At 73.1% G+C, this 23,255-nt stretch carries 13 protein-coding genes; 11 read left to right on the top strand and 2 right to left on the bottom strand.

Features of this window, described 5'->3' with window-relative positions; genetic code table 11:
• Positions 1–98 precede the first annotated feature (98 nt).
• From ACPXCS_RS23615 to ACPXCS_RS23605, 3 genes are all read left to right on the top strand, one after another.
• Positions 99–2,231: an ATP-binding protein gene (locus ACPXCS_RS23615; RefSeq protein WP_425947840.1), complete on the top strand. Its 2,133-nt coding sequence runs from the start codon at positions 99–101 to the stop codon at positions 2,229–2,231.
• Positions 2,232–2,364: 133 nt separating this feature from the next.
• Positions 2,365–4,038 carry a PucR family transcriptional regulator gene (locus tag ACPXCS_RS23610; protein ID WP_425947842.1) on the top strand — a complete coding sequence of 558 codons (1,674 nt, stop codon included), beginning with the start codon at positions 2,365–2,367 and terminating at the stop codon, positions 4,036–4,038.
• A 121-nt stretch (positions 4,039–4,159) separates the two neighbouring features.
• Positions 4,160–5,605, top strand: coding sequence for an aldehyde dehydrogenase family protein (locus ACPXCS_RS23605; protein ID WP_425947844.1), 1,446 nt, complete (start codon positions 4,160–4,162; stop codon positions 5,603–5,605).
• Between the two features lie 108 nt (positions 5,606–5,713).
• Here the strand turns inward: ACPXCS_RS23605 and ACPXCS_RS23600 are convergent, their stop codons facing one another.
• On the bottom strand, positions 5,714–8,551 hold the full coding sequence (locus ACPXCS_RS23600; protein ID WP_425947845.1) for a glycoside hydrolase family 3 C-terminal domain-containing protein: 2,838 nt from the start codon (positions 8,549–8,551) through the stop codon (positions 5,714–5,716).
• Between the two features lie 324 nt (positions 8,552–8,875).
• Between ACPXCS_RS23600 and ACPXCS_RS23595 the strand changes: the two genes are divergently transcribed.
• From ACPXCS_RS23595 to ACPXCS_RS23565, 7 genes are all read left to right on the top strand, one after another.
• A complete protein-coding gene (locus tag ACPXCS_RS23595; protein WP_425947847.1) occupies positions 8,876–10,567 on the top strand; it encodes an extracellular solute-binding protein in 1,692 nt (563 codons plus the stop codon).
• Between the two features lie 27 nt (positions 10,568–10,594).
• On the top strand, positions 10,595–11,629 hold the full coding sequence (locus ACPXCS_RS23590; RefSeq protein WP_425947849.1) for an ABC transporter permease: 1,035 nt from the start codon (positions 10,595–10,597) through the stop codon (positions 11,627–11,629).
• Complete coding sequence (locus ACPXCS_RS23585) at positions 11,626–12,561, top strand: carbohydrate ABC transporter permease (RefSeq protein WP_425947851.1); 936 nt, start codon at positions 11,626–11,628, stop codon at positions 12,559–12,561. The genes ACPXCS_RS23590 and ACPXCS_RS23585 overlap by 4 nt, the downstream gene beginning before the upstream one ends.
• A 117-nt stretch (positions 12,562–12,678) precedes the next feature.
• Positions 12,679–14,883 (top strand): WD40/YVTN/BNR-like repeat-containing protein, encoded by a 2,205-nt coding sequence (locus tag ACPXCS_RS23580; RefSeq protein ID WP_425947853.1) that lies wholly within the window; start codon positions 12,679–12,681, stop codon positions 14,881–14,883.
• Positions 14,883–16,850 carry a beta-galactosidase gene (locus ACPXCS_RS23575; protein ID WP_425947855.1) on the top strand — a complete coding sequence of 656 codons (1,968 nt, stop codon included), beginning with the start codon at positions 14,883–14,885 and terminating at the stop codon, positions 16,848–16,850. The genes ACPXCS_RS23580 and ACPXCS_RS23575 overlap by 1 nt, the downstream gene beginning before the upstream one ends.
• Positions 16,847–19,042 carry a glycosyl hydrolase family 95 catalytic domain-containing protein gene (locus ACPXCS_RS23570; RefSeq protein ID WP_425947857.1) on the top strand — a complete coding sequence of 732 codons (2,196 nt, stop codon included), beginning with the start codon at positions 16,847–16,849 and terminating at the stop codon, positions 19,040–19,042. The genes ACPXCS_RS23575 and ACPXCS_RS23570 overlap by 4 nt, the downstream gene beginning before the upstream one ends.
• A 37-nt stretch (positions 19,043–19,079) precedes the next feature.
• Positions 19,080–19,793, top strand: a complete 714-nt coding sequence (locus ACPXCS_RS23565; protein WP_425947858.1) for a glycoside hydrolase family 12 protein — start codon at positions 19,080–19,082, stop codon at positions 19,791–19,793.
• A 173-nt stretch (positions 19,794–19,966) separates the two neighbouring features.
• On the opposite strand, the gene ACPXCS_RS23560 is transcribed toward ACPXCS_RS23565, so the two are convergent.
• Complete coding sequence (locus ACPXCS_RS23560; RefSeq protein WP_425947925.1) at positions 19,967–20,980, bottom strand: LacI family DNA-binding transcriptional regulator; 1,014 nt, start codon at positions 20,978–20,980, stop codon at positions 19,967–19,969.
• Between the two features lie 334 nt (positions 20,981–21,314).
• On the opposite strand from ACPXCS_RS23560, the gene ACPXCS_RS23555 reads away from it, so the two are divergent.
• Positions 21,315–23,255: an acyl-CoA dehydrogenase family protein gene (locus ACPXCS_RS23555; RefSeq protein WP_425947860.1), complete on the top strand. Its 1,941-nt coding sequence runs from the start codon at positions 21,315–21,317 to the stop codon at positions 23,253–23,255.

The raw sequence follows: 23,255 nt of genomic DNA, 5'->3' as shown, positions 1-23,255 counted from the left end.
GCCCACGACGCGGCCGTGCAATCGGTGAACTCCCCAGGGGAGGGCGTTAGATTGACTCGCTGATGGTGGACGGAGCGGCTGGTCAGGGGGCAAGGGCGATGGACAGCGACGGGACGCAGGAGGCCCGGGGCACGCACGCGAACCCCGTGCCGCGTCCGGCGGGGCCGCCGGAGGTGCCCTCGATGCCTCCCCGGCCGCCCCAGGCACCGGCGGCGCCGCCGCTGCCGGACGGGTCGGCCTTCCTGGCCTGGCTGCGCGCGCCCCGGCCCGAGGCCGCGCCGGGCGTGTGGCGCTTCGGTCACCGGCCGCGGCCCGCCGAGGAAGCCGACGCCACCCCCACCCGCCAGCTGCTGAGCGGGGCGGTGATCGCCTTCCTGGTGGGCTGGCTGATCTGGTCGCTGCTGCAGAACGGGTACCTCGGCAACTGGTGGTGGGTGCCGTTCGACCTGATCGTCCCCGACGCCTGGCGCGGTGCCGACAGCGATCTCGGCGAGACCGGCACGTTTCTGGTGTACCGGGGGTACGAGCTGCTCGTCGCCCTGGCGATCATGGTCGGGGTGGCCCGGCTGGGCCGCTGGGGCGAGGTCTGGCGCCGTGTCGTCGGCACGCGCCTGCGCCGGCCCGCGAACCGGACGGCGCCCGCGGCGCCCGAGGACGACCCGGCCCAGTGGAACGAGCTGCGGGCCGCCGGTGCCGTGGACGCCGCCGAGCGGCTCGCCGCCGACGCCCGCTCCGGCCTGATGCGCGACGTCGACCACGCCCGGATCCAGCGCGCCTGGCAGGGCGTGCGCACCGGGCGGCACAGCCTCGCCACCTTCAGCGGCGCGGTGCTGAAGGACGGCGCGGCCGCCTGTCTGCACCCTTCGGGAGAGCGCGACCTGCCGGCCCGGCTCGCCCGCCACGACCTGCTCACCGGACAGGTGCGGCTGGGCACCACCGTGGACGACACCCGCAACCCCCACACCTACCGCGGCGCCGGGCTCGCCCTCGGCCCGGACCTGCTCGGCACCTCGCTCGTCGCCGTCGGCCCCGCCGGATCCGGTAAGACCGGGGCCGTCGTGCGGCCGCTCGCCGAGTCGTTGTGTCTGCACGCCCTGGCCGGGCGGGCCGCCGTCGTGGTGGTCGGCGGGGCCGGGGCGGGGCTCGGGCCCGCCGACGCCTACGACGTGGTCGTGCGGATCGGGAACCAGGAGTCCGAGTACGACCTGGACCTGTACGGCGGCACCGCCGACCCGGACGAGGCCGCGGCCGTGCTCGCCGAGGGGCTGGTCGGGGACCTCGCCGACCCGCACCCGGGCAGTGACACCCGGCGCTCGACCACCGTGCTGGCGCAGCTGCTCGGCCCGTTCCATGCCGTCCACGGGCGTTTCCCCTCCGTACCGGAGCTCCGGCAGCTGCTGGACGGCGCGCCGGGGCCGTTCGCCGCGCTGCGGCAGGGACTGCTGGAGTCCGGGCAGGAGTCGCTGCTGCGCGAGCTCGACGCCCGGGAGCGGCAGATGGGGCAGCCCGGGGACGTCGGCGGGGTGCTCGCCGACCGGGTCGCGCTGCTCGACCGGCCCGCGTTCGCCGGGTTCTTCGACACCTCCGGGCAGTCGCGGCCGTTCACGCTGAAGGCTCTCGACCATCCCGTGCGCGTCCGCATCGACCTGCCCGAGCGCGGGCACGCCGACGCCTCCCGGATGCTGGCGCGGCTGGTGCTCGCCCAGTTCACGGCCAGTGTCGCCGTCCGCGAGGACCGGTCGCTGTTCGCCTGCCTGGTGCTCGACGACGCGACCGGCGTCGTCACGCCCGAGGCCGTGCGCGGCATCCAGCGGCTGCGCTCCGGCAACGCCGGTGTCGTGCTGACCCTGCGGACGCTGGACGACGTGGCCCGGCCCCTGCGCGGGCCGCTGCTCGGCGCCACGGGGTGCCGGATGGCGCTGTCGGGGCTCACGCCCTGGGACGGGCAGGACTTCGCCGAGGTGTGGGGCAAGGAGTGGACCGAGGCCCGCGACGTCACCGACCGGCAGATCATCGCCGAGACCCCGGCGGGCAAGGCCCTGCACGCGGTCCGGCGGGTGATCACCGGCAAGGCGCCGACCGCCCGGGCGGTGACCGTGCGGCAGGTCGAGCGCGAGCGCTGGTCCGCCTCCGAACTGGCCCACGGCGTGCCGGCCGGGCACGCGGTGCTGTCGCTGACCACGGTGCAGGGCGAGCACGCACCGCCCCTGCTGGTGAACCTCCGGGGCTGAGCGGGCACGGTCCCCGCGCGCTGGAGCGGTACGCGGGGACCGTACGGTGAGGCAGAATCGTCACAGGTCGTTCATACGCGGCGGCCAAATGAGCACACCGATCACACAGCCCTGACGCAGACCTGAAGGCCTCATGCCCCCGACGCTCGCCTCGCTCGTCCACCACTCCGCGCTGAAGCTGACCGTGCGGGCGGGGCGGGACCGCCTCGACGTGCCGGTCCGCTGGGCGCACGTCAGCGAGCTGGCCGACCCCGTGCCCTACATGGAGGGCGGGGAACTGCTGCTGATCACCGCGCTGAAGCTGGACGCCGAGGACCCCGAGGCCATGCGCCGCTACGTGCGCCGGCTGGCCGGTGCCGGGGTGGTCGGGCTCGGCTTCGCCGTCGGCGTCAACTACGAGGAGATCCCCGAGGCGCTCGTCGACGCGGCCGAGGCGGAGGGCCTGCCGCTGCTGGAGGTGCCGCGCCGGACCCCGTTCCTCGCCATCAGCAAGGCCGTCTCCGCCGCGATCGCCGCCGACCAGTACAAGGCCGTCACCGCCGGGTTCGCCGCCCAGCGTGAGCTGACCCGGCAGGCGCAGACCGGCGGGCCGGAGGGGTTGCTGGCCGCGCTGGCCTCGCAGGTCGACGGCTGGGCGGCGCTGTACGACGCGTCGGGCGCCGTCGTGGCCGCGGCTCCGGAGTGGGCCGGACGGCGGGCCGCGCGGCTCACCGGCGACGTGCAGCGGCTGCGGGACCGCCCCGCGCCGGCCTCGTCGGTGGTGGGCGGGCCGGAGAACGAGGACCGGGTCGAACTGCACACCGTGGGGACCGGCCGGCGGTCCCGGGCCGCGCTCGCCGTCGGCACGGCCGCCACCCTGGGCACCGCCGAGCGGTACGCCGTCCACTCGGCCATCGCCCTGCTGACCCTCACCACGGAACGCTCCCGCTCCCTCCAGGCCGCCGAGCAGCGGGTCGGGGCCGCGGTGCTGCGCATGCTGCTGGCCGGGGAGCCGGACCACGCGCGGGCCGTCGCCGGGGACCTGTACGGCGGGCTGCTGGACGCGCCGTTCCGGATGGTGATCGCCGAGCGCGTGCCGGTGTCCGCCTCCGCGGCGCTGGCCCGTGCCGAGGGCCGGGCCGGCGCACCGGGCCCCGACCGGCCCTCCGCCGCCGCGCTCGCCGCGGCGGACACGGGCGGCGAGCCCCTCGCGGCGCTCGCCGACGTCGTGGAGTCCGCCGCGGCCCGGGCCGGTGAGGCCGTGCTGGTCGTGCCGGAGGGGGAGCGGCTGGTGGTGCTGGCCGCGGACGGCGGGTCCGCGGCGGCGGCCTGCGGCGCGTACGCGGCGGCCCTGGAGACGGCCCGGGCCGGTGTGCGCGAGAAGGTGCCGGGCGGCGAGGAGGACGAGCTGGTCGTGGGCCTGTCGGCGCCGGCCGGGCCCATCGCGGCGTCCGCCGCCTACAAGCAGGCCGAGCAGGCCCTGTCGGTGGCCCGGCGGCGCGGGCGCGTGCTGGTGGAGCACGAGCAGATGGCGGCCGGGTCCGTACTGCCGCTGCTCGCGGACGACGCCGTGCGGGCGTTCGCCGACGGCATGCTGCGCCCGCTGTACGAGCACGACGCCACGGGCCGCGGCGACCTGGTCGCCTCCCTGCGGGCCTGGCTGTCCCGGCACGGCCAGTGGGACGCGGCGGCGGCCGACCTCGGGGTCCACCGCCACACCCTGCGCTACCGCATGCGCCGCGTGGAGGAGATCCTCGGCCGCTCCCTGGACGACCCGGACGCCCGGATGGAGCTCTGGCTGGCGCTGAAGGCCACCAGCTCCGACTAGCCGAACCGTAGTGTCCCCGGCCGCCACTGCTACGCCCCGGACAAACGCCCCGTGGCCGCTCCGCCCCTACCGTTGACCCGTAGTACTGATCATCCCCCTACGCCGAAGGGCCGGAACGAACATGACCTCCACCCACGCCTTCTGGCTCGCCGGCCGCCAGGCCACCGGCGAGGACACCTTCGACGTCACCTCCTCGTGGGACGGCCGGCTCGTCGGCACCGTGAGCGTGCCGACGGACGCGCAGGTCGAGGAGGCCGTGGCCGCCGCGTACGCCGTGCGCGACGAGTTCGCCGCCACCCCGGCCCACGTGCGCGCCGCCGCCCTCGACCACGTCAGCAAGCGGCTCGTCGAGCGCACCGAGGAGATCGCGCAGCTGATCTCCGCCGAGAACGGCAAGCCCGTCAAGTGGGCGCGCGGCGAGGTCGGCCGTGCCGTCTCGGTGTTCCGGTTCGCGGCCGAGGAGGCCCGGCGGTTCAACGGCGGCGAGGCCCAGCGCCTCGACACCGACCTCGGCGGCCAGGGCCGGCTCGCCCTGACGCGCCGCTTCCCCAGGGGCGTCGTGCTCGGCATCGCGCCCTTCAACTTCCCGCTGAACCTCTGCGCCCACAAGGTCGCCCCGGCCATCGCCGCCGGCGCCCCGATCATCCTCAAGCCGGCCCCGGCGACCCCGCTGTCCGGCCTGATCATCGGCGAGCTGCTGGCGGAGACCGAGCTGCCCGCCGGCTCCTGGAGCATCCTGCCGGTCGTCAACGACAAGATGCCCGCCCTGGTGCAGGACGAGCGCCTGCCCGTGATCTCGTTCACCGGCTCCGAGAAGGTCGGCTACGCGATCATGGACTCGGTGCCGCGCAAGCACTGCACCCTGGAGCTGGGCGGCAACGGCGCGGCGGTCGTCCTCGCCGACTGGGCGAGCGACGAGGACCTCGACTGGGCGGCGAACCGCATCGCCACCTTCTCCAACTACCAGGGCGGCCAGTCCTGCATCTCCGTCCAGCGGGTCATCGCCGACGCCTCGGTGTACGACCGGCTGCTGCCGCGGATCGTCGCCGCGGTCGAGGCCCAGGTCACCGGCGACCCGGGCGACGACGCCACCGACGTCGGCCCGCTGGTCAGCGAGGACGCCGCGCGGCGCGTGGAGTCGTGGGTGCGCGAGGCCGTCGACGCCGGCGCGCAGCTGCTCACCGGCGGCAAGCGGGACGGCGCCACCTACGCGCCGACCGTCCTGGCCGAGGTCCCGGCCGACGTGACGATCTCCTGCGAGGAGGTCTTCGGGCCGGTCCTCACCGTGCAGAAGGTGGACGGCGAGGCCGAGGCCTTCGCCGCCGTCAACGACTCCAAGTACGGCCTCCAGGCGGGCGTGTTCACGCACGACCTGCAGGTCGCCTTCCGCGCCCACCGGGCCCTGGAGGTCGGCGGCGTGGTCGTCGGCGACGTCCCCTCCTACCGCGCCGACCAGATGCCGTACGGCGGCGTCAAGCAGTCCGGCGTGGGCCGCGAGGGCGTGCGGTTCGCCATGGAGGACTACACCTACGAGCGCGTGCTGGTCCTGACCGGCATCGCTCTCTAGCCACCCCCTGGCTCATGGGAACCATTTTCATATAGGCTCTGTGAAGAGGCCCGGCACCGATGCCTTCCGGTGCCGGGCCTCCTCTGTGTGCCGGACTGCTCCGGACCCTCAACCGGAGAAGCCGACGTGCGCGAGCCGCAACGGGCCGCGCAGCCTCAGGTGCACGTCGTGGATCCCGGCGGCGGCGACGGCGGCGACGAGCGGGACGTAGTCGTACGGGCCCGAGGTGGGTGCGGCCGTCGACAGCACCGCGAGCACGGGGCCGCCGTCCAGGGACAGCTCGACCGCGCCCGAGCCGGCCGCCTCCACCGTCACCCCGGAGATGCCGCGCCCGAAGTCGCAGGAACGGTAGACCAGTTCGCCCCCGGCCGGGTCCGCCGGCGTCACCGCGTCGCCCGACACCTTCGTCCGGTCGACGATCTCGATGCCGCGCTGCTCGTCGAACGAGGCCGCGGCCAGGCCGTCCGCGACGACCGCGCGCGGCAGGGCGGGCTCGCCCTCCAGCGTGACCGTCGTCCGCAGCCGGACGTCCTCACTGGACGCCCCCGCCAGCAGCTCGTACGCGCCCGGCTCCACCCGCCACCGCTCCCGGGCCACGTCCCAGAACGCGAAGGCGGACAGCGGGACGGTGAAGACCTGCTCGGCCGCCGCGCCCGGGGCGAGCGTGATCCGGCGGTGGTCCAGCAGTTCACGCCGGGGGCGGGGGACGGAGGGATCGAGCGCCCGGGCGTAGAGCTGGACCACCTCGTCGGCGGTGACCTCGCCGGTGTTGGTGACGGTGAAGGAGACCCGCACCCCTTCACCCTCGACCCGGGCCGTCGGACCGCCGTAGGAGAACGAGGCGTAGGACAGGCCGTGCCCGAAGGGGAACAGGGGCGTCCCCTCGAAGTAGAGGTACGTCTGGCGGCTGCCGATCACGTCGTAGTCGAGCAGGTCCGGCAGGTCGGCGTCGGAGGCGTACCAGGTCTGCGGGAGGCGGCCGGCGGGGGAGACGTCGCCGGCCAGGACCCGGGCCAGGGCGGTGCCGGCCGCCTGGCCGCCGTGCGCGGTCCACAGCACGGCCGGCAGGTCCGCCGGGTCGACGGCGTACGGGTAGGCCGAGACCAGGGCCAGCACGGTGGCCGGGTTCGCCGCGCGGGCCGCCCGCAGCAGCCGCTCCTGGTGGTCCGGCAGGCGCAGCGTCGTACGGTCCTCGGTCTCGCGGCCGTTGATGTGCGGGTCGTTGCCCGCGACCACCACGACCACGTCCGCCCGCCCGGCGGCGCGCGCCACGGCCTCCTCGCCGCGCTCGGCGACGACCAGCTCGAAGACCTCGGGATCCTCCTCGGCAACCTTCACGCCGTCGGCGGAGACACAGACGTGACGACCCGTGCCGAGATGCTTGAGGAGGTGCCCGTTCCCGTGCGGTTCCAGGCTGAACGTCTCCTGCACGACCCAGCCGCCCGGCTGGTCGGCGGCGGCGCGGACGAACCCGTCCGCGGCGACCGAGAGGTACCGGCCGTCGGGTGCCCGCAGGGTCAGCACGCCCTCGCCCCAGTCGGCCAGCGCCAGTTCGGTGCCGGCCGGATCGGTGGTGAGCGGGGGCAGGTCGGTGCGGCCCGCGAGGAGCGCCGGGTCGAGCGCGCCCTCGGCGCCGCGCACCGCGTCGGTGGCGTCCCCGGCCGCCGGCACGTGCAGGAACGCGCCCGAGGCGGTCCGCAGCCGGACGCGGTCCACGCCCTCGGCGAACTCCACCCGCTCCGGCCCGAACCGCTCGTACAGGCCCTCCAGCGGGGTCGAGCGGTGGATCAGCGTGCCGCTGTACCAGTCGAGCTTGCACTCGTCGGCGAGCAGCCCGACCACCGCGACGCGGGTGCCGGCGCCGAGCGGCAGCAGTCCGTCGTTCTTCAGCAGCACGATCGCCTGCTCGGCGGCCTCCTGCGCGAGGGCGCGGTGTTCCGGGGTGTCGAACGCGGCCGTCGCCCGGTGCGGATCGTCCTGCGGGTCGAACTCGCCCAGCCGGAAGCGGACCGAGAGCTGACGGCGGACGGCCCTGTCGAGGTCCGCCTCCGTCACCAGGCCCCGCTCCAGGGCGCCGCGCAGCCGCCCGGTGATCGGCGCCGAGTCCGTGCCGTGGTCGGTGAAGCTGTCGACGCCCGCGAGGAGGGAGGCGGCGGTCGCCTCCTCGTGCGTGTCGAAGTAGTGCTCGGCGTCGACCAGGTTGCTCGGCGCGCCCGCGTCCGAGCAGACCAGCAGCTCCTGGTCGGTCCAGGTGCGCAGGTGCGCGCGCAGGTACGGGGAGACGTGGTTGGGGCGGCCGTTGACCAGGTTGTACGCCGGCATCACCCCGGCCACGGCGCCCGCCTCGACGGTGTCGCGGAACGCCCGCAGGTCGTACTCGTGCAGCACGCGCGGGCGCACCGAGCTCGACGAGGTGGCGCGGTCCGTCTCGTTGTTGTGGGCCAGCCAGTGCTTCAGCACGGGCGCGGTGCGCCAGTAGGCGGGGTGGTCCCCGCGCAGGCCGTGCGTGTAGGCGGTGGCGATCGCCGAGGTCAGCTTCGGGTCCTCCGCGTAGCCCTCCTCGTTGCGGCCCCACAGCGGGTGGCGCAGCAGGTTGACCGTCGGGGACCACACGTTGAGGCCGACCCGGTCGTCCTTGGCGCGCATCGCCCGGGCCTCCCGGGAGACCGCGTCGCCCACCCGCCGCACGAGGTCGGTGTTCCAGGTCGCGCCGAGCCCGACGGCCTGCGGGAACACCGTGGCCGGGCCCATCCAGGCCACGCCGTGCAGCGCCTCCTGGCCGGTGCGGAACGCGTCGATGCCGAGCCGTTCGACGGCCGGCGCGAACTGGTGCAGCAGGGAGATCTTCTCGTCGGGGGTGAGCCGCCCCAGCAGGTCCTCGACGCGTTCCGCGAAGGACAGCCGCGGATCGCGGAACGGTTCGGTGGGCGGCGTGTGTGCGGTCACGTGGGGATCCCTTGCACTGGATCGGCGAGGCGCGTTCGAAGCGCTTCGATGCTCATTCGGCCCCGGCTCGGTGTCAAGAGACCGACGTCATCACTTCAAGTGGTGCATGAGGAATGGTCAGTTCTCGGCCCATGGAGAAGTTGCGGGACGACCCTTGTGCACCCTGGGGCGTTCACTTAACCTCACAGCAACATCGAAGCGCTTCGACGCCGGAAGACCCGATGCACAGGTCGAAGTTCCGCTTCAGCTCAGCCAGTTCCACTCGAGACACCGCAGCCGACGGCCTCCGCCGGGTGTCCTGGTGTGCCATGAAGGGTTGACGCAATGACGCCGAACGCCGCCTCCGCCTCCTCGGGACCGAGCCGGAGAACTTTCCTTGCCTCCACGGCGGTCGCCACCGCAGCGGTGGCCGGCGGGGTGCCGCTGCTCGCCGCGTGCGGCGGCTCGGACAGTGGATCGCGGGACGGCACCACCTCGGGCAAGGACGCGGAGAAGATCCTGCCCGCCTACGTGGCGAGCAACGTGGTCAAGCCCGACATCCCGTCCAGGCACGGCTCGGCGATCGGCTTCACCGGCAAGCTGGACCTCGCCACCCTCAAGACCTCGGTGCCGAAGAAGCTCGGCAAGGGCGGCAAGGTCACCGTCATGTCGCCCTTCTGGGGTTCGCCGCCCAAGCAGGACAACGCCTACTACACGGCGATGAACGACCTGATCGGCGTCGACGTCGTCTGGCAGAACCAGGACGGCAACACCTACGACCAGAAGCTCGGCGCGGTCCTCGCCTCCAGCGACGTCCCGGACGTGGTGGTCGTCCCCGGCTGGAACATGGGCGGCAAGATACCCAGCGCCATCATCAGCAAGTTCGCCGACCTCGGCCCCTACCTCTCCGGGGACGAGGTCAAGGAGTATCCGAACCTCGCGGCGATCCCCACCGACGCCTGGCGGCGTTCCATCTTCGGCGGCAAGCTGCGCGGGCTGCCCATGCCGGCGCCGTCCGCCCCCTCCATGGTGCCCCTGTACCGGCAGGACGTCTTCGAGAAGGAGGGCTACGAAGTCCCGCGTTCCTGCGACGAGTTCATGGACCTGGCCAAGGAGATCACCAACGCCAGGGCCAGGCGGTGGGCCTGCCTGGACATGAAGTGGACCGCCTTCCAGGCCTTCGGTGTGCTCTCGGGCAGCGAGAAGCCGCTCGGCTGGCACCTCGTCGACGGCAAGCTCGTCAACCGCATTGAGACCGAGGAGTACCTGGAGGCGCTGGAGTGGTCCCGCAAGCTCTTCGCCGCGGGGGTCGTCCACCCCGACTCCAGGATGGGCAAGAACGCCCCCGACGCGGGCCCCAAGTTCGCGGCGGGCGAGTTCCTGATCTACCCCAACAACATCTCCCAGTGGTGGGGCCGCACCGCTGAACAGGCCACGCAGAACCCGGACTTCAAGATCTGGGGCATGGACGTCTGGGGCCACGACGGCGGCGACCCCACCCTGTGGGCCGATCAGCCCGCCGGCATCTTCGCCTTCGTCAGCAAGAAGGCCTCCGAGTCGGTCGTCCGCGACGTGCTGGCCGTCGCCAACGTCACCGCGGCGCCGTACGGCACCAAGGAGTACATGATGACCAACTACGGCGTCGAAGGCACCCACTACACCGTCGAGGACGGCGTCCCGGTCAAGACCGACAAGGGCAACATCGAGGTGATGAACGCCTACGTCATGGTCGCGTCCCCCGCCGCGACCCTCGCGCACCCCGACTTCCCCGAGGTCGCCAAGGGCCAGGTCGAGTGGCAGCAGCGCATGGGCGCCCTCACCAGGAAGTCCTCCTTCTGGGGCATGCAGATCACCGAGCCCGCCCGGTACACCAACCTCTCCAACGACGCCGAGCAACTGGAGGACGACATCGTCCGCGGCCGGAAGAAGATCGGCGACATGCAGCAGTTCGTCTCCGACTGGCGGAGCAAGGGCGGCGACAAGCTGCGCGACTGGTACCGCAAGCTCCTCGACGACAACGGCCCGGCGGCGAACTGACCCGACTCTGAGGCAAGGAGAACAGCCGTGTCGCACAGCACGGTTCCTCGGAGCGGCACCGAGGCCGGAACGCAAGAGAAGACCCCGGTGGCCTCCGGCGACGCCCCCGGTCCCCGCGGGAAGCCGCCGTCGGGCAGAGCGGGCCTGCGGCACAGGTTCCGGCGCGACCGCGTCCTGATCCTGATGACGCTGCCGGCCGTCCTGCTGGTGCTGGTCTTCAACTACCTGCCCATCCTCGGCAACGTCGTCGCCTTCCAGGAGTACGACCCCTACCTCAGCGACAACGGCGTCGTCTCCATCCTGAACAGCCCCTTCGTGGGCCTGGAGAACTTCCAGCGGATCTTCGAGGACTCCGCCTTCTGGAACGCCGTCGAGAACACGCTGGTGCTGTTCTTCGTCCAGCTCGTGCTGTTCTTCCCGATCCCGATCCTGCTCGCGCTGCTCATCAACAGCGTGGTCAGGCCCCGCGTGCGGGCCGTCGCGCAGGCGGTGCTGTACCTGCCGCACTTCTTCTCGTGGGTGCTGGTCATCGCCGTCTTCCAGCAGATGTTCGGCGGCGCCGGGATGCTCTCGCAGTTGCTGCGGCAGAACGGGTACGACGGCATCGACATCATGACCAACCCGGACACCTTCCCCTTCCTGCTCACCGCGCAGAGCGTGTGGAAGGACGCCGGGTGGGGGATCATCGTCTTCCTCGCCGCCCTGGCCTCGGTGCCGCAGGACCACTACGAGGCCGCCGCGATGGACGGCGCCGGACGCTGGCGCCGCATGTGGCACGTCACCCTGCCGGCCCTGCGCCCGGTGATCGCCCTCCTCCTCGTGCTGCGCGTCGGCGACGCCCTGACCGTCGGGTTCGAGCAGATCCTGCTGCAACGCGACGCCGTCGGACCGGGTGCGGGAGAGGTCCTCGACACCTTCGTGTGGTGGAACGGCGTGCGCAACCAGGACTTCAGCTACGCGGCCGCCGCCGGACTGATCAAGGGCGTGGTCAGCATCGGCCTGGTCCTCGCCGCGAACAGGGTGGCCCATCTCATGGGCGAGCAGGGGGTGTACAGGAAGTGACCGCCGTCGTCGACAAACAGCCGGGCAGGCCGCGCCCGTGGGCCGCGCCGCCCCGCCCCGCCTGGGAGGAGCCGCCCTCGAAGGCCGGCCTCGCGGGCAAGGGCGTCGCCCTGTCACTGGCCTGCCTGGCGATCCTCTTCCCGCTGTGGATCGTGATCGTCACCAGCCTCTCCTCGCGCAGGACCATCGACGAGGCGGGCGGCCTGGTGCTGGTGCCCGAGGACATCACCTTCATCGCGTACCGGGAACTGCTCGGCGGCGGCCAGGTCACCCGCGCCGCGGTCGTCAGCATCCTCGTCACCCTGGTCGGCACGCTGTTCTCCATGACGGTGTCCGTGCTGTGCGCCTACGGCCTCTCCCGCAGCGGCTCCCTCGGCCACCGCTGGATCCTGATGACCCTGCTGGCGACCATGTTCTTCAGCGCCGGCCTCATCCCCACGTACCTGCTCGTGCAGTCCCTCGGACTGACCGACAGCTATCTCGCGCTGATCCTGCCGAGCGCGATCAGCGTCTTCAACATCCTGGTGCTGCGCGGCTTCTTCATGGAGATCTCGCCGGAACTCATCGACAGCGCCCGCATCGACGGCGCCGGGGACCTGCGGATCCTCCTGCGGATCGTCATGCCGCTGTCGCGGGCGGTCCTCGCGGTGATCACACTCTTCTACGCCGTCGGGTACTGGAGCGCCTGGTTCAACGCGTCGCTGTACCTGAACGACCAGGACATGATGCCGCTGCAGAACGTGATGATCCAGCTCGTGCAGAAGCAGGAGGCGCCGGTCGGTCTCGGCCAGGCCATCAAGACGGGGCAGTTGTCGGGCCTGGCGGTGCAGATGGCGGTCATGGTGATGGCCCTGCTGCCGGTCGCCGTGCTGTCGCCGTTCGTCCAGCGGCACTTCAAGAAGGGGATGCTGACGGGCGCGGTGAAGGGCTGACGCCCCCGGGCCGTCCGTCGCCGTCCGTGTGCGGCCTTCGCCGTGGTCGATCGCGCAGTTCCCCGCGCCCCTTCGGGGACGCCGTCCCTCCTTCCCACCCAGATGCCGAGGTGTGCCATGCATGCGTCCAGCCCGAGCAGAAGAACCGTCCTCGCCGGGGCCGCGGCCGCCGCCGCGCTCACCGCCGTCCCCGCCCTGCCCGGGCACGCGCACGCCGCCGGGGCGGCCGTCCCCGCCGCCCGGCCGTACCGGTGGCGCAACGTGGTGCAGGGCGGCACCGGATTCGTGACCGGCGTGCTGTTCCACCCCGCCGTCCGCGGCCTCGCCTACGCCCGGACCGACATCGGCGGTGCCTACCGCTGGGAGGACCGGACCGGCCGGTGGGTGCCGCTGACCGACCACATCGGCTGGGACGACTGGAACCTGCTCGGCGTGGAGGCCATGGCCGTCGACCCGGCCCGTCCGGACCGGCTGTACCTCGCCCTCGGCACGTACACGCAGTCCTGGGCCGGCAACGGGGCCGTGCTGCGCTCCGAGGACCGCGGGGCCACCTGGAAGCGCACCGACCTCGCCGTGAAGCTCGGGGCCAACGAGGACGGGCGCGGATGCGGGGAACGGCTGCTCGTCGACCCCCGCGACGGCGACACCCTGTGGCTCGGCACCCGGCACGACGGGCTGCTCACGTCGGCCGACCGGGGCGCCACCTGGCAGGCGGCGAGCTTCCCGGCCGCACCGAGCGCCACCGGCCAGGGCATCACGCTCCTGGTCGCGGCGGGCCGCACCGTGTACGCCGGCTGGGGCGACTCCGACGGCACCACCGCGAACCTGTACCGCACCGCCGACGGCACCACCTGGGAGGCCGTCCCCGGACAGCCCGCGGGCAGGGCCGCCAAGGTGCCGGTCCGCGCCGCCTACGACCGGCACACACGCGAGCTGTACGTGACGTACGCCGACGCCCCGGGCCCGAACGGCCAGTCGGACGGCAGCGTGCACAAGCTCCGCACCACGGACGGGAGATGGACCGACGTCACGCCCGTGCGGCCCGGCGGCGCGACGGGCGACGGCGGGACCGACTCCTTCGGCTACGGCGGCGCCGCCGTCGACGCCCGCCGCCCCGGCACGGTCGTCGTCTCCACCAACAACCGCTGGGCGCTGGTCGACACCCTGTACCGCACCACCGACGGCGGCCGCACCTGGACGTCCCTGAAGGACACGGCCGTCCTCGACGTCTCCGAGACGCCCTACCTCACGTGGGGCGGCGACGCGCCCAAGTTCGGCTGGTGGATCCAGGCCGTCGGCCTCGACCCGTTCGACTCCCGGCACCTCGTCTTCGGCACCGGCGCCACCCTCTACGGCACCCGCGACCTGACGCACTGGGCCCCGCAGATCCGCGGCCTGGAGGAGGCCTCCGTCCGCCAGCTCCTGTCGCCCCCGGCCGGCGAGGCGCACCTGCTCAGCGGCTGCGGCGACATCGGGGTGATGTACCACGAGCGGCTCACGGCGTCGCCCTCGCGCGGCATGGCGTCGAACCCGGTGTCCGGCACGTCGACCGGCCTGTCGCTGGCCGCGGCCGCACCGTCGTACGTGGTCCGGGCGGGCTGGGGCGACCACGGCAACGGCGCCTTCTCGCACGACGGGGGCCGGACCTGGGCCCCGTTCCCGGCCCAGCCGGCCCTGGCCGCGAGCGCGCCGGGGCCGATCGCCACCAACGCCGACGGCAGCGTGCTGCTGTGGTCCTTCGGCCCGGCCAACCCGGGCTTCCGTTCGGCGGACAACGGCGTCACCTGGTCGGAGGTCGCCTCCTTCCCCGAGGGCGCCGTCCCGGTCGCGGACCCGGTCGACCCGCAGCGCTTCTACGCCTTCGACACCGCCACCGGCACCCTCTTCGCCAGTACGGACAGCGGGCTGGCCTTCACCGCGCGGGCCACCGGTCTGCACGCGGGCGACACCGAGTTCCAGCTGGCCGCCGCCCCGGGCCGCTCCGGCGACCTGTGGCTCAGCCTGAAGGGGAACGGGCTGTACCGCTCCACCGACGGTGGTGCCACCTTCACCGCGGTCGCCGGCTGCTCGGCGTCGTACACCCTCGGCTTCGGCAAGGCCGCGCCGGGCGCCTCCTACCCGGCCCTCTACATGGTCGGCGCCACCGGGAGCGGCACCGCCGTCCACCGCTCGGACGACGAGGCGAAGACCTGGGTGCGCGTCAACGACGACCGCCACCAGTGGGGCTGGATCGGCGCCACCATCACCGGCGACCCGCGGGTGTACGGCCGGGTCTACGTCGCCACCAACGGGCGCGGCATCCAGTACGGGGCGCCCGCCTGATGCCCGCCCTGAGCGACGCGACCCGCGGCCGGCTCCTCTACGGCGGCGACTACAACCCCGAGCAGTGGCCGGAGGAGACCTGGCACGAGGACGTCCGGCTGATGAAGGCCGCCGGCGTCAACTCCGTGACCCTCGGGGTGTTCTCCTGGTCGACACTGGAACCGGAGCCGGGCGCCCGGGAGTTCGGCCTGCTGGACCGGCTGATGGACCTGATGCACGACCACGGCATCGGCGTCGTCCTCGCCACCCCGACCGCCTCGCCCCCGCCCTGGATGGGCCGGCTGCACCCCGACACGCTGCCCGTCACCGAGGACGGCCGCACCGAGTGGTGGGGCGGCCGGCAGCACTTCTCGCACTCCAGCGCCACCTACCGGCGCTACGCCGCCGCCATCACCGAGGACCTGGCCGCCCGCTACGGCGGCCACCCGGCCCTGACCATGTGGCACATCAACAACGAGTACTGCACCTACGACTACGGCGACCAGGCCGCGGCCGCCTTCCGGCGCTGGCTGCGCACGCGGTACCGCACGCTCGACGCCCTCAACGAGGCCTGGGGCACCGCCTTCTGGAGCCAGGGCTACGACACCTGGGACGGCATCCTGCCGCCCCGCCTGCCGCACTACCTGCGCAACCCCGGCCAGGTCCTGGACTTCCGGCGCTTCACCTCCGACATGCTCCTGGAGTGTTACACCGCCGAGCGGGACATCGTCCGGCGGCACACCCCGCACATCCCGGTCACCAGCAACTTCATGCCGCTGTGGTCCGGGCAGGACGCGTGGCGCTGGGCGGTCGAGGAGGACGTCGTCTCCGTCGACCTCTACCCCGACCCGCGCGACCCGCTCGGCGCGCAGAGCGGCGCCCTGGTCCAGGACATGACCCGCTCCCAGGCGCGCGGGCCGTGGATGCTCATGGAGCAGGCGGCCGGGCCGGTCAACTGGCGGGGCGTGAACCACCCCAAGCCGCGGGGCCTGAACCGGCTGTGGTCACTGCAGGCCGTGGCCCGGGGCGCCGACGCCGTCTGCTACTTCCAGTGGCGGCAGTCCCGGCAGGGCGCCGAGAAGTTCCACTCCGGGATGGTCAGCCACGCCGGGGAGGAGGGCCGGACGTACCAGGAGGTCAAGCAGCTCGGCGCCGACCTGGCGCGGATCGCCCCCGCGGTGACCGGCCGGCACGTCACCGCGGACATCGCCGTCCTGCACGACTGGCACGCCTGGTGGGCCGGTGCCCAGGACGGCCGCCCGTCCGGCCGGGTGGAGTACCCCGAGGTCCTGAGCGCCTGGCACCGGGCCCTGTGGCAGGCGCACCTGACCACCGACTTCGCCCACCCCGAGCACGACCTGACGTCGTACGCGATGGTCGTGGTGCCGCAGCTGTACGCGCTCACCGACACGGCGATCGGCAACCTCCTGGCCTACGTGCACCAGGGCGGCACCCTCGTCTGCGGGTTCCTGACCGGCGTCGCCGACGAGGTCGACCGGGTCCGCCCCGGCGGCATGGACGCCCGTCTGCGGGAGCTGTTCGGCATCCGCACGCTGCACGAGTGGTGGCCGCTGGAGGCGGGGGAGACCGTCGGCTGCGAGGGCTTCCGGGGCACCCTGTGGTCCGAGGAGCTGGAGGGCGACGGCACCGCCGAGGAGAGCCTTTCCTACCGGGGCGGTGAGCTCGACGGGCTGCCCGCGGTGCTGCGCAAGGGCCGGGCCTGGTACGTCTCCACGCTCCCCGAGCCCGGGGCGCTGAGCGGACTGCTCGCCCGGATCGCCGGGGGAGCGGGGGTACGGCCGGTGCTGGAGGGCCTGCCCGGGCAGGTCGAGGCCGTACGCCGGGGCGAGGTGCTGTTCGTGCTCAACCACGGCCGCGAGCCGGTCACCGTCGACGTGCCAGGCCCCCACCGCGACCTGCTGACCGGGACCGACGTCACCGACCGGATCACGCTCGGCCGCTACGGGGCGGCGGTGCTCCGGTCATGACCGGCTCCGCCCCCGTCCACGGCACCTGGGAGCCGCACCCGGCCGGCCGCTGGGAGGACGGCTTCCTGAGCGGCAACGGCCGCCACGGCGCCCTTGTGTTCGGTGACCCGAACGCCGGGCAGGTCGTCGTCACCCACCACACCCTGGTGCGGCCCAACGGCCGCGACGACCGGCCCCCGCAGCTCGCGGCCTCGCTCGCCGCCCTGCAGGACCGCCTTCTGGCGGGCGAGACGACCGCCGCCGAGAGCTTCACGGACGGCCGCCCGCTGCAGTGGGTGCAGCCCTTCCACCCCGCCTTCCGGATCCGGCTGAAGGGGCCGGCCGGCGACCTCGCCGGCTACCGCAGGGCCGTCGACTTCACCACCGGCGTGGTGAGCGCCACCTGCGACGGCCGGCACGAGCGGGTCTTCGTCTCCCGCGCCGACGACGTGATCGTCCAGCACCTCACGGGCCCCGCCCTGACCCTCGACGTCGACCTCGACCACCGGCTCCCGGGTGCCCCCACCGCTCTGGGCGTCGGCCACGGAGCCGTCCTCACGCCCGAGGGCGCCCTGCTCAGCCTGCGCGCCCGCTACCCGGACGACGACCGGGCCTGCACCGGCGTCACCCGGATCACCGTCACCGGCGGCACGACGACCCTGGTGCCCCCGGGCGTGCGCATCGAGGGCGCCCGGTCCGTCCTGATCCTCACCCGGGTGTTCCGGCACACCGGCGAACTCGACGTGGTCGCCGAGGGACGGGCCCTGCGCGACCTGCCCCCGGAACCCGGCGAACTCCTCGCCCGCCACATCGCCCTGCACCGCACCGCCTACCGGCGCGTCACCCTCGACCTCGCCGCCGACCCCGCCGAACGCGCCCTGCCGGGCTCGGAGCTGCTCGAGCGGCCCCGCAGCGCCGCCCTGCTGGAGCGCCTCTTCGCCGCCGGCCGCTACCACCTGCTGAGCGCCAGCGGCCTCTTCCCGCCCCGGCTGACCGGACTGTGGACCGGCGACTGGAACACCGCCTGGTCGGGCGCCTTCACCCTCGACGCCAACCTCAACCTCCAGACCGCCTCGGCCGCGGCCGCCGACCTCCCCGAGGTCACCGAGGCCCTCGCCGGCCTCGTCCACCGCCAGCTGCCCGACTGGCGCGACAACGCCCACGCCGTCTTCGGCACCCGGGGCGCCGTCGCACCCGCCCACACCGACGGCGAGTCCGGCCACTCCCACCACTTCGACCGCGAGTACCCGCTGCACCTGTGGACCGCCGGCGCCGACTGGCTGCTCAAACCGCTCGTCGACCACGACGACACCCGGGGCACCCGTGACCCGCGCACCGCCGCCGCCCTCGCCGAAGTCGCCCTGTTCTACGAGGACTTCCTCACCCGCACCGACGACGACGGCCACCTCGTCGTCGTCCCCTCCTACTCGCCCGAGAACCGTCCCGCCAACGCGAGCTGGGGCACGATCAACGCGGCCATGGACCTCTCCGCGGCCCGCCACGCCCTGCGCACGGCCGCCGCCTACCACCCGGGCACCCCGGACGCGGAGCGCTGGAACGCCCTCGCCGACCGGCTGCCCCCGCACCGCGTCAACGCGGACGGAGCCCTGGCCGAATGGGCCTGGCCGGGCCTGGAGGACTCCTACGACCACCGCCACCTCAGCCACCTCTACGGCGTCTGGCCGCTCGACGAGATCACCCCGTACGACACCCCCGAGCTCGCGGCCGCCGCCCACCGCGCCCTTCGCCTGCGCGGCGCCGAGAACGACTCCGCGCATGGCCATCTGCACCACGCCCTCGTCGCGGCCCGGCTCCGCGACGGCGAGCGCGTCGCCGACGCCCTCGGCCGGGTCCTGGACGGCGACTTCTTCCACGCCTCCCTGATGAGCGCCCACTATCCCGGCCGGGACGTCTACAACGCCGACGCCGCGCACACCCTGCCCGCCGTGCTGATCGAGATGCTCGTGCAGTCCACCCCGGACCGGCTGGTGCTGTTCCCCGCGCTCCCGGCGGACCTGCGCGGCGGTGCACTGCGCGGCGTGCGCACCCGGTTCGGCGCCGGGCTGGACCTCACCTGGAGCCAGGACGGCACCGCCACCGCCGTGCTCCGCCCGAGCCGCAGCGTCCGCGTCGAACTCAGGACTTCCTCCGGTGCCGAGTCCCTCGACCTCGTCGCCGGAGAAGACCGCGTCCTCACCGTGAGAGCGCGGTGATCCCCCCGCACCTCCCCCCACCCATGGAAGGGACACCATGGCAACACGCACCCTGAGCAGGCTCACCAAGGCCCTGCTGGCCCCGGCCCTCGCGCTCGGCGCCACCGTCGGCCTCGCCTCCGCCCCGGCCTCGGCGGCCGTCTGGAACTCCTGCGACCAGTGGGGCAACACGAGCCTGAACGGCTACACGCTCTACAACAACATCTGGGGTTCCGGCGCCGGCAGCCAGTGCGTCTGGGCCAACTCCGGTACGAACTGGGGTGTCTGGGCCGACCACCCCAACACCGGCGGCATCAAGTCCTACCCGAACGCGAAGAAGGTGATCAACAAGACGATCACCTCCCTCACCTCGCTCACCAGCACCTACAACGTCACCGTCCCGTCGTCCGGCGCGTACAACACGTCCTACGACATCTGGGACACCGACTACGACTACGAGATCATGCTCTGGGTCAACCACAACGGGGCCGTCGGGCCGCTCGGCACCTCCCAGGGCAGCGTCACCCTCGGCGGCCACACCTGGAACGTCTACAAGGGCAACAACGGCGCCAACGAGGTCTTCTCGTTCCTGCGCACGTCCGACTCCAGCTCCGGACGTGTCGACATCCTGCCGGTCCTGAAGTGGATCAAGGACACCAAGAAGTGGATGGGCAACGAGACCATCGGTGACGTGCAGTTCGGCTACGAGATCACCTCCTCGGCCGGCGGCCTGAACTTCACCACCAACAACCTCACCGTCAGCGGCGGCTGACCCGGCCGGGGGCGGCCGGACGGCCCCGCGGCCGTCCGGCCGCCCCTCCCGGCACTGCTCCGCCACCGGCAAATGCGCCCCGTCCCGCAGGAACAACGGCATCCATTCCGGCGGGGCGTCGGCCGAGAGGGGCAGGAGCCGGGGGCGGGGCGGTGGGCCGGGGCCCGGGGTGCCTACGAGCGGCTCGGCGCCACTCCGGTGCTGGCCCGGACGGTCAGCTCGGGCGCGAGCAGCACGACGTCGTCGCTGCCGCGTCCCTCCAGCTTGGCGACCAGGTGCTCCACGGCGCGCCGGCCCATCTCCTGCGCGGGCAGGGAGACCGACGTGAGCCGCACCGAGGCCTGCGTCGCCACCTGGTCGGGGCAGATGGCGACCACCGACACGTCCTCCGGCACGGCCCGGCCCTGCTGCCGCAGCAGGGCGAGCAGCGGTTCGACCGCCGACTCGTTCTGCACGATCAGACCCGAGGTGCCCGGACGTTCGTCGAGGATCCGGGCGAGCGTCACCGCCACGGCGTCGTACCCGCCCTCGCAGGGCCGGTGCAGCAGCCGCACGCCCAGCTCCCGCGCGCGGGAGCGCAGGCCGTCGAGCGTGCGCTCGGCGAACCCGGTGTGCCGCTCGTAGACCGCCGGCGCCTCACCGATGACAGCGATGTCGTGGTGCCCCTGCTTGGCCAGGTGCTCCACGCACAGCGCGCCCGTGGCCCGGAAGTCCAGGTCGACGCAGGTCAGTCCGGCGGTGTCGGCGGGCAGCCCGATGAGCACCGACGGCTGGTCCGTCGCCCGCAGCAACGGCAGCCGCTCGTCGTCGAGTTCGACGTCCATCAGGATCATCCCGTCGGCGAGTCCGCTGCCCGCGACGCGGCGCACCGCGTCGGGCCCCTCCTCGCCGGTGAGCAGCAGCACGTCGTACCCGTGCGTGCGCGCGGAGGTCGCCACCGCGATGGCGATCTCCATCATCACGGGCACGTACATGTCCGTGCGCAGCGGGATCATCAGCGCGATGATGTTCGACCTGCTGCTCGCCAGGGCGCGGGCCCCGGCGTTCGGGTGGTACCCGAGCTCGCGGATGCTCCGCTCGACCCGCTGCCGGGTGGTCGAGGAGATCGACCGCTTGCCGCTGAGGACATAGCTCACCGTGCTCGCCGAGACTCCGGCGTGCTGGGCGACCTCGGCGAGGGTGACCATCCAGCTCTCCAAGTTGTTAGTGAAGCGCTTCGACAGTGCGCCGTGCTGATATGAACAGGTGAAGGTGGTTCGACAGTAGCCTCAGGGCGGTTGGGTGTCCATAGGGTGTCGAAGCGCTTCGATACCGAACTCCGGCCCCCGGACCGGCCTTCGGGAAGGCACCTCGATGCAACACCGCCGGCGGTCGCCCGGCAAGTCTCGCGCGCCGCGCCCCTTCGGCCGAACGGACGCGCGAGGACTGGTGGGAGCGTCCGGTTTCGGGTACCAACGATCCAGTAGCACTGGTCGGTAACGTACAGTCATCAATATTCCTAGATGCGGCGAGGTGACCCTCATGTCCGCTTCCACCACTCCCTCATCCCGTCCCGCCGTCACCGAGCGGGAGGCCCGTGAGGTGGCGGAGGCCGCCCGGGAACAGCACTGGCGCAAGCCCAGCTTCGCCAAGGAGCTGTTCCTCGGCCGCTTCCGGCTCGACCTCATCCACCCCCACCCCGTCCCCGAGGAGGAGGCCGCCCAGCGCGGCGAGCAGTTCCTCGCCAAGCTGCGCGACTTCGTCGAGACGAAGGTCGACCCGGCCCTCATCGAACGCGAGGCGCGGATCCCCGACGAGGTGATCGACGGGCTGAAGGAGCTGGGCGCCTTCGGCATGAAGATCGGCACCAGGTACGGCGGTCTCGGCCTCACCCAGGTGTACTACAACAAGGCCCTCGCCCTGGCGGGCTCCGCCAGCCCCGCGATCGGCGTGCTGCTCTCCGCCCACCAGTCGATCGGCGTGCCCCAGCCGCTGAAGCTGTTCGGCACCGAGGAGCAGCGCGAGCGCTTCCTGCCGCGCTGCGCCCGCACCGACATCAGCGCCTTTCTGCTCACCGAGCCCGACGTCGGCTCCGACCCGGCCCGCCTGGCCACCACGGCCGTGCCGGACGGCGACGACTACGTCCTGGACGGCGTGAAGCTGTGGACCACCAACGGCGTCGTCGCCGACCTGCTGGTCGTCATGGCCCGGGTGCCGCGCAGCGAGGGCCACAAGGGCGGCATCACCGCCTTCGTCGTGGAGACGAACGCACCGGGCGTCACCGTCGAGAACCGCAACGCCTTCATGGGCCTGCGGGGCATCGAGAACGGCGTCACCCGCTTCCACCAGGTCCGCGTCCCCGCCGCCAACCGGGTCGGCAAGGAGGGGCAGGGCCTGAAGATCGCCCTGACCACGCTCAACACCGGGCGGCTGTCCCTGCCCGCCTCCTGCGTCGCGGCCGGCAAGTGGTGCCTGAAGATCGCCCGGGAGTGGTCGGCGGCCCGCGAGCAGTGGGGCAAGCCCGTCGCGCACCACGAGGCGGTCGGCGCCAAGATCTCCTTCATCGCGGCCACCACCTTCGCCCTGGAGGCCGTGACGGACCTGGCCTCGCAGATGGCCGACGAGGACCGCAACGACATCCGCATCGAAGGCGCCCTGGCCAAGCTGTACGCCTCCGAGATGGCCTGGACGATGGCCGACGAACTCGTCCAGATCCGCGGCGGCCGGGGCTTCGAGACGGCCGAGTCCCTGCGGGCCCGCGGCGAACGCGGCGTCCCGGCCGAGCAGCTGCTGCGCGACCTGCGCATCAACCGCATCTTCGAGGGCTCGACGGAGATCATGCACCTCCTCATCGCCCGCGAGGCCGTCGACGCCCACCTCTCGGTCGCGGGCGACCTCATCGACCCCGAGAAGTCCCTCGGCGACAAGGCCAGGGCCGGCGCGAACGCCGGCGTCTTCTACGCCAAGTGGCTCCCCAAGCTGGTCGCGGGCCCGGGCCGGCTGCCCACCTCCTACGGCGAGTTCAAGCACGAGGTCGACCTCTCCGGGCATCTGCGCTACGTCGAGCGCGCCTCCCGCAAGCTGGCCCGTTCCACGTTCTACGCGATGTCCCGCTGGCAGGGCCGCATGGAGTCCAAGCAGGGCTTCCTCGGCCGGATCGTCGACATCGGCGCCGAGCTGTTCGCCATGAGCGCGGCCTGCGTCCGGGCCGAGCACCTGCGCGCCCGCGGCGAGAACGGCCGGGAGGCCTACCAGCTCGCCGACGTCTTCTGCCGCCAGGCCCGCATCCGTATCGAGGAGCTCTTCACCCGTCTGTGGACCAACACCGACGACCTCGACCGCAAGGTCGTCAAGGGCGTCCTGTCCGGCACCTACGCGTGGCTGGAGCAGGGCATCGTCGACCCGTCCGGCGACGGCCCCTGGATCGCCGACGCGACACCGGGACCGTCGCGGAAGGAGAACGTCCACCGGCCGATCCGCTGA

Source organism: Streptomyces sp. DT190 (assembly GCF_049846985.1).
In the GTDB taxonomy this organism is placed as follows: domain Bacteria; phylum Actinomycetota; class Actinomycetes; order Streptomycetales; family Streptomycetaceae; genus Streptomyces.
The sequence above is the reverse complement of the archived record's forward strand: the minus strand, read 5'-3'. Positions and strand labels throughout refer to the sequence as shown.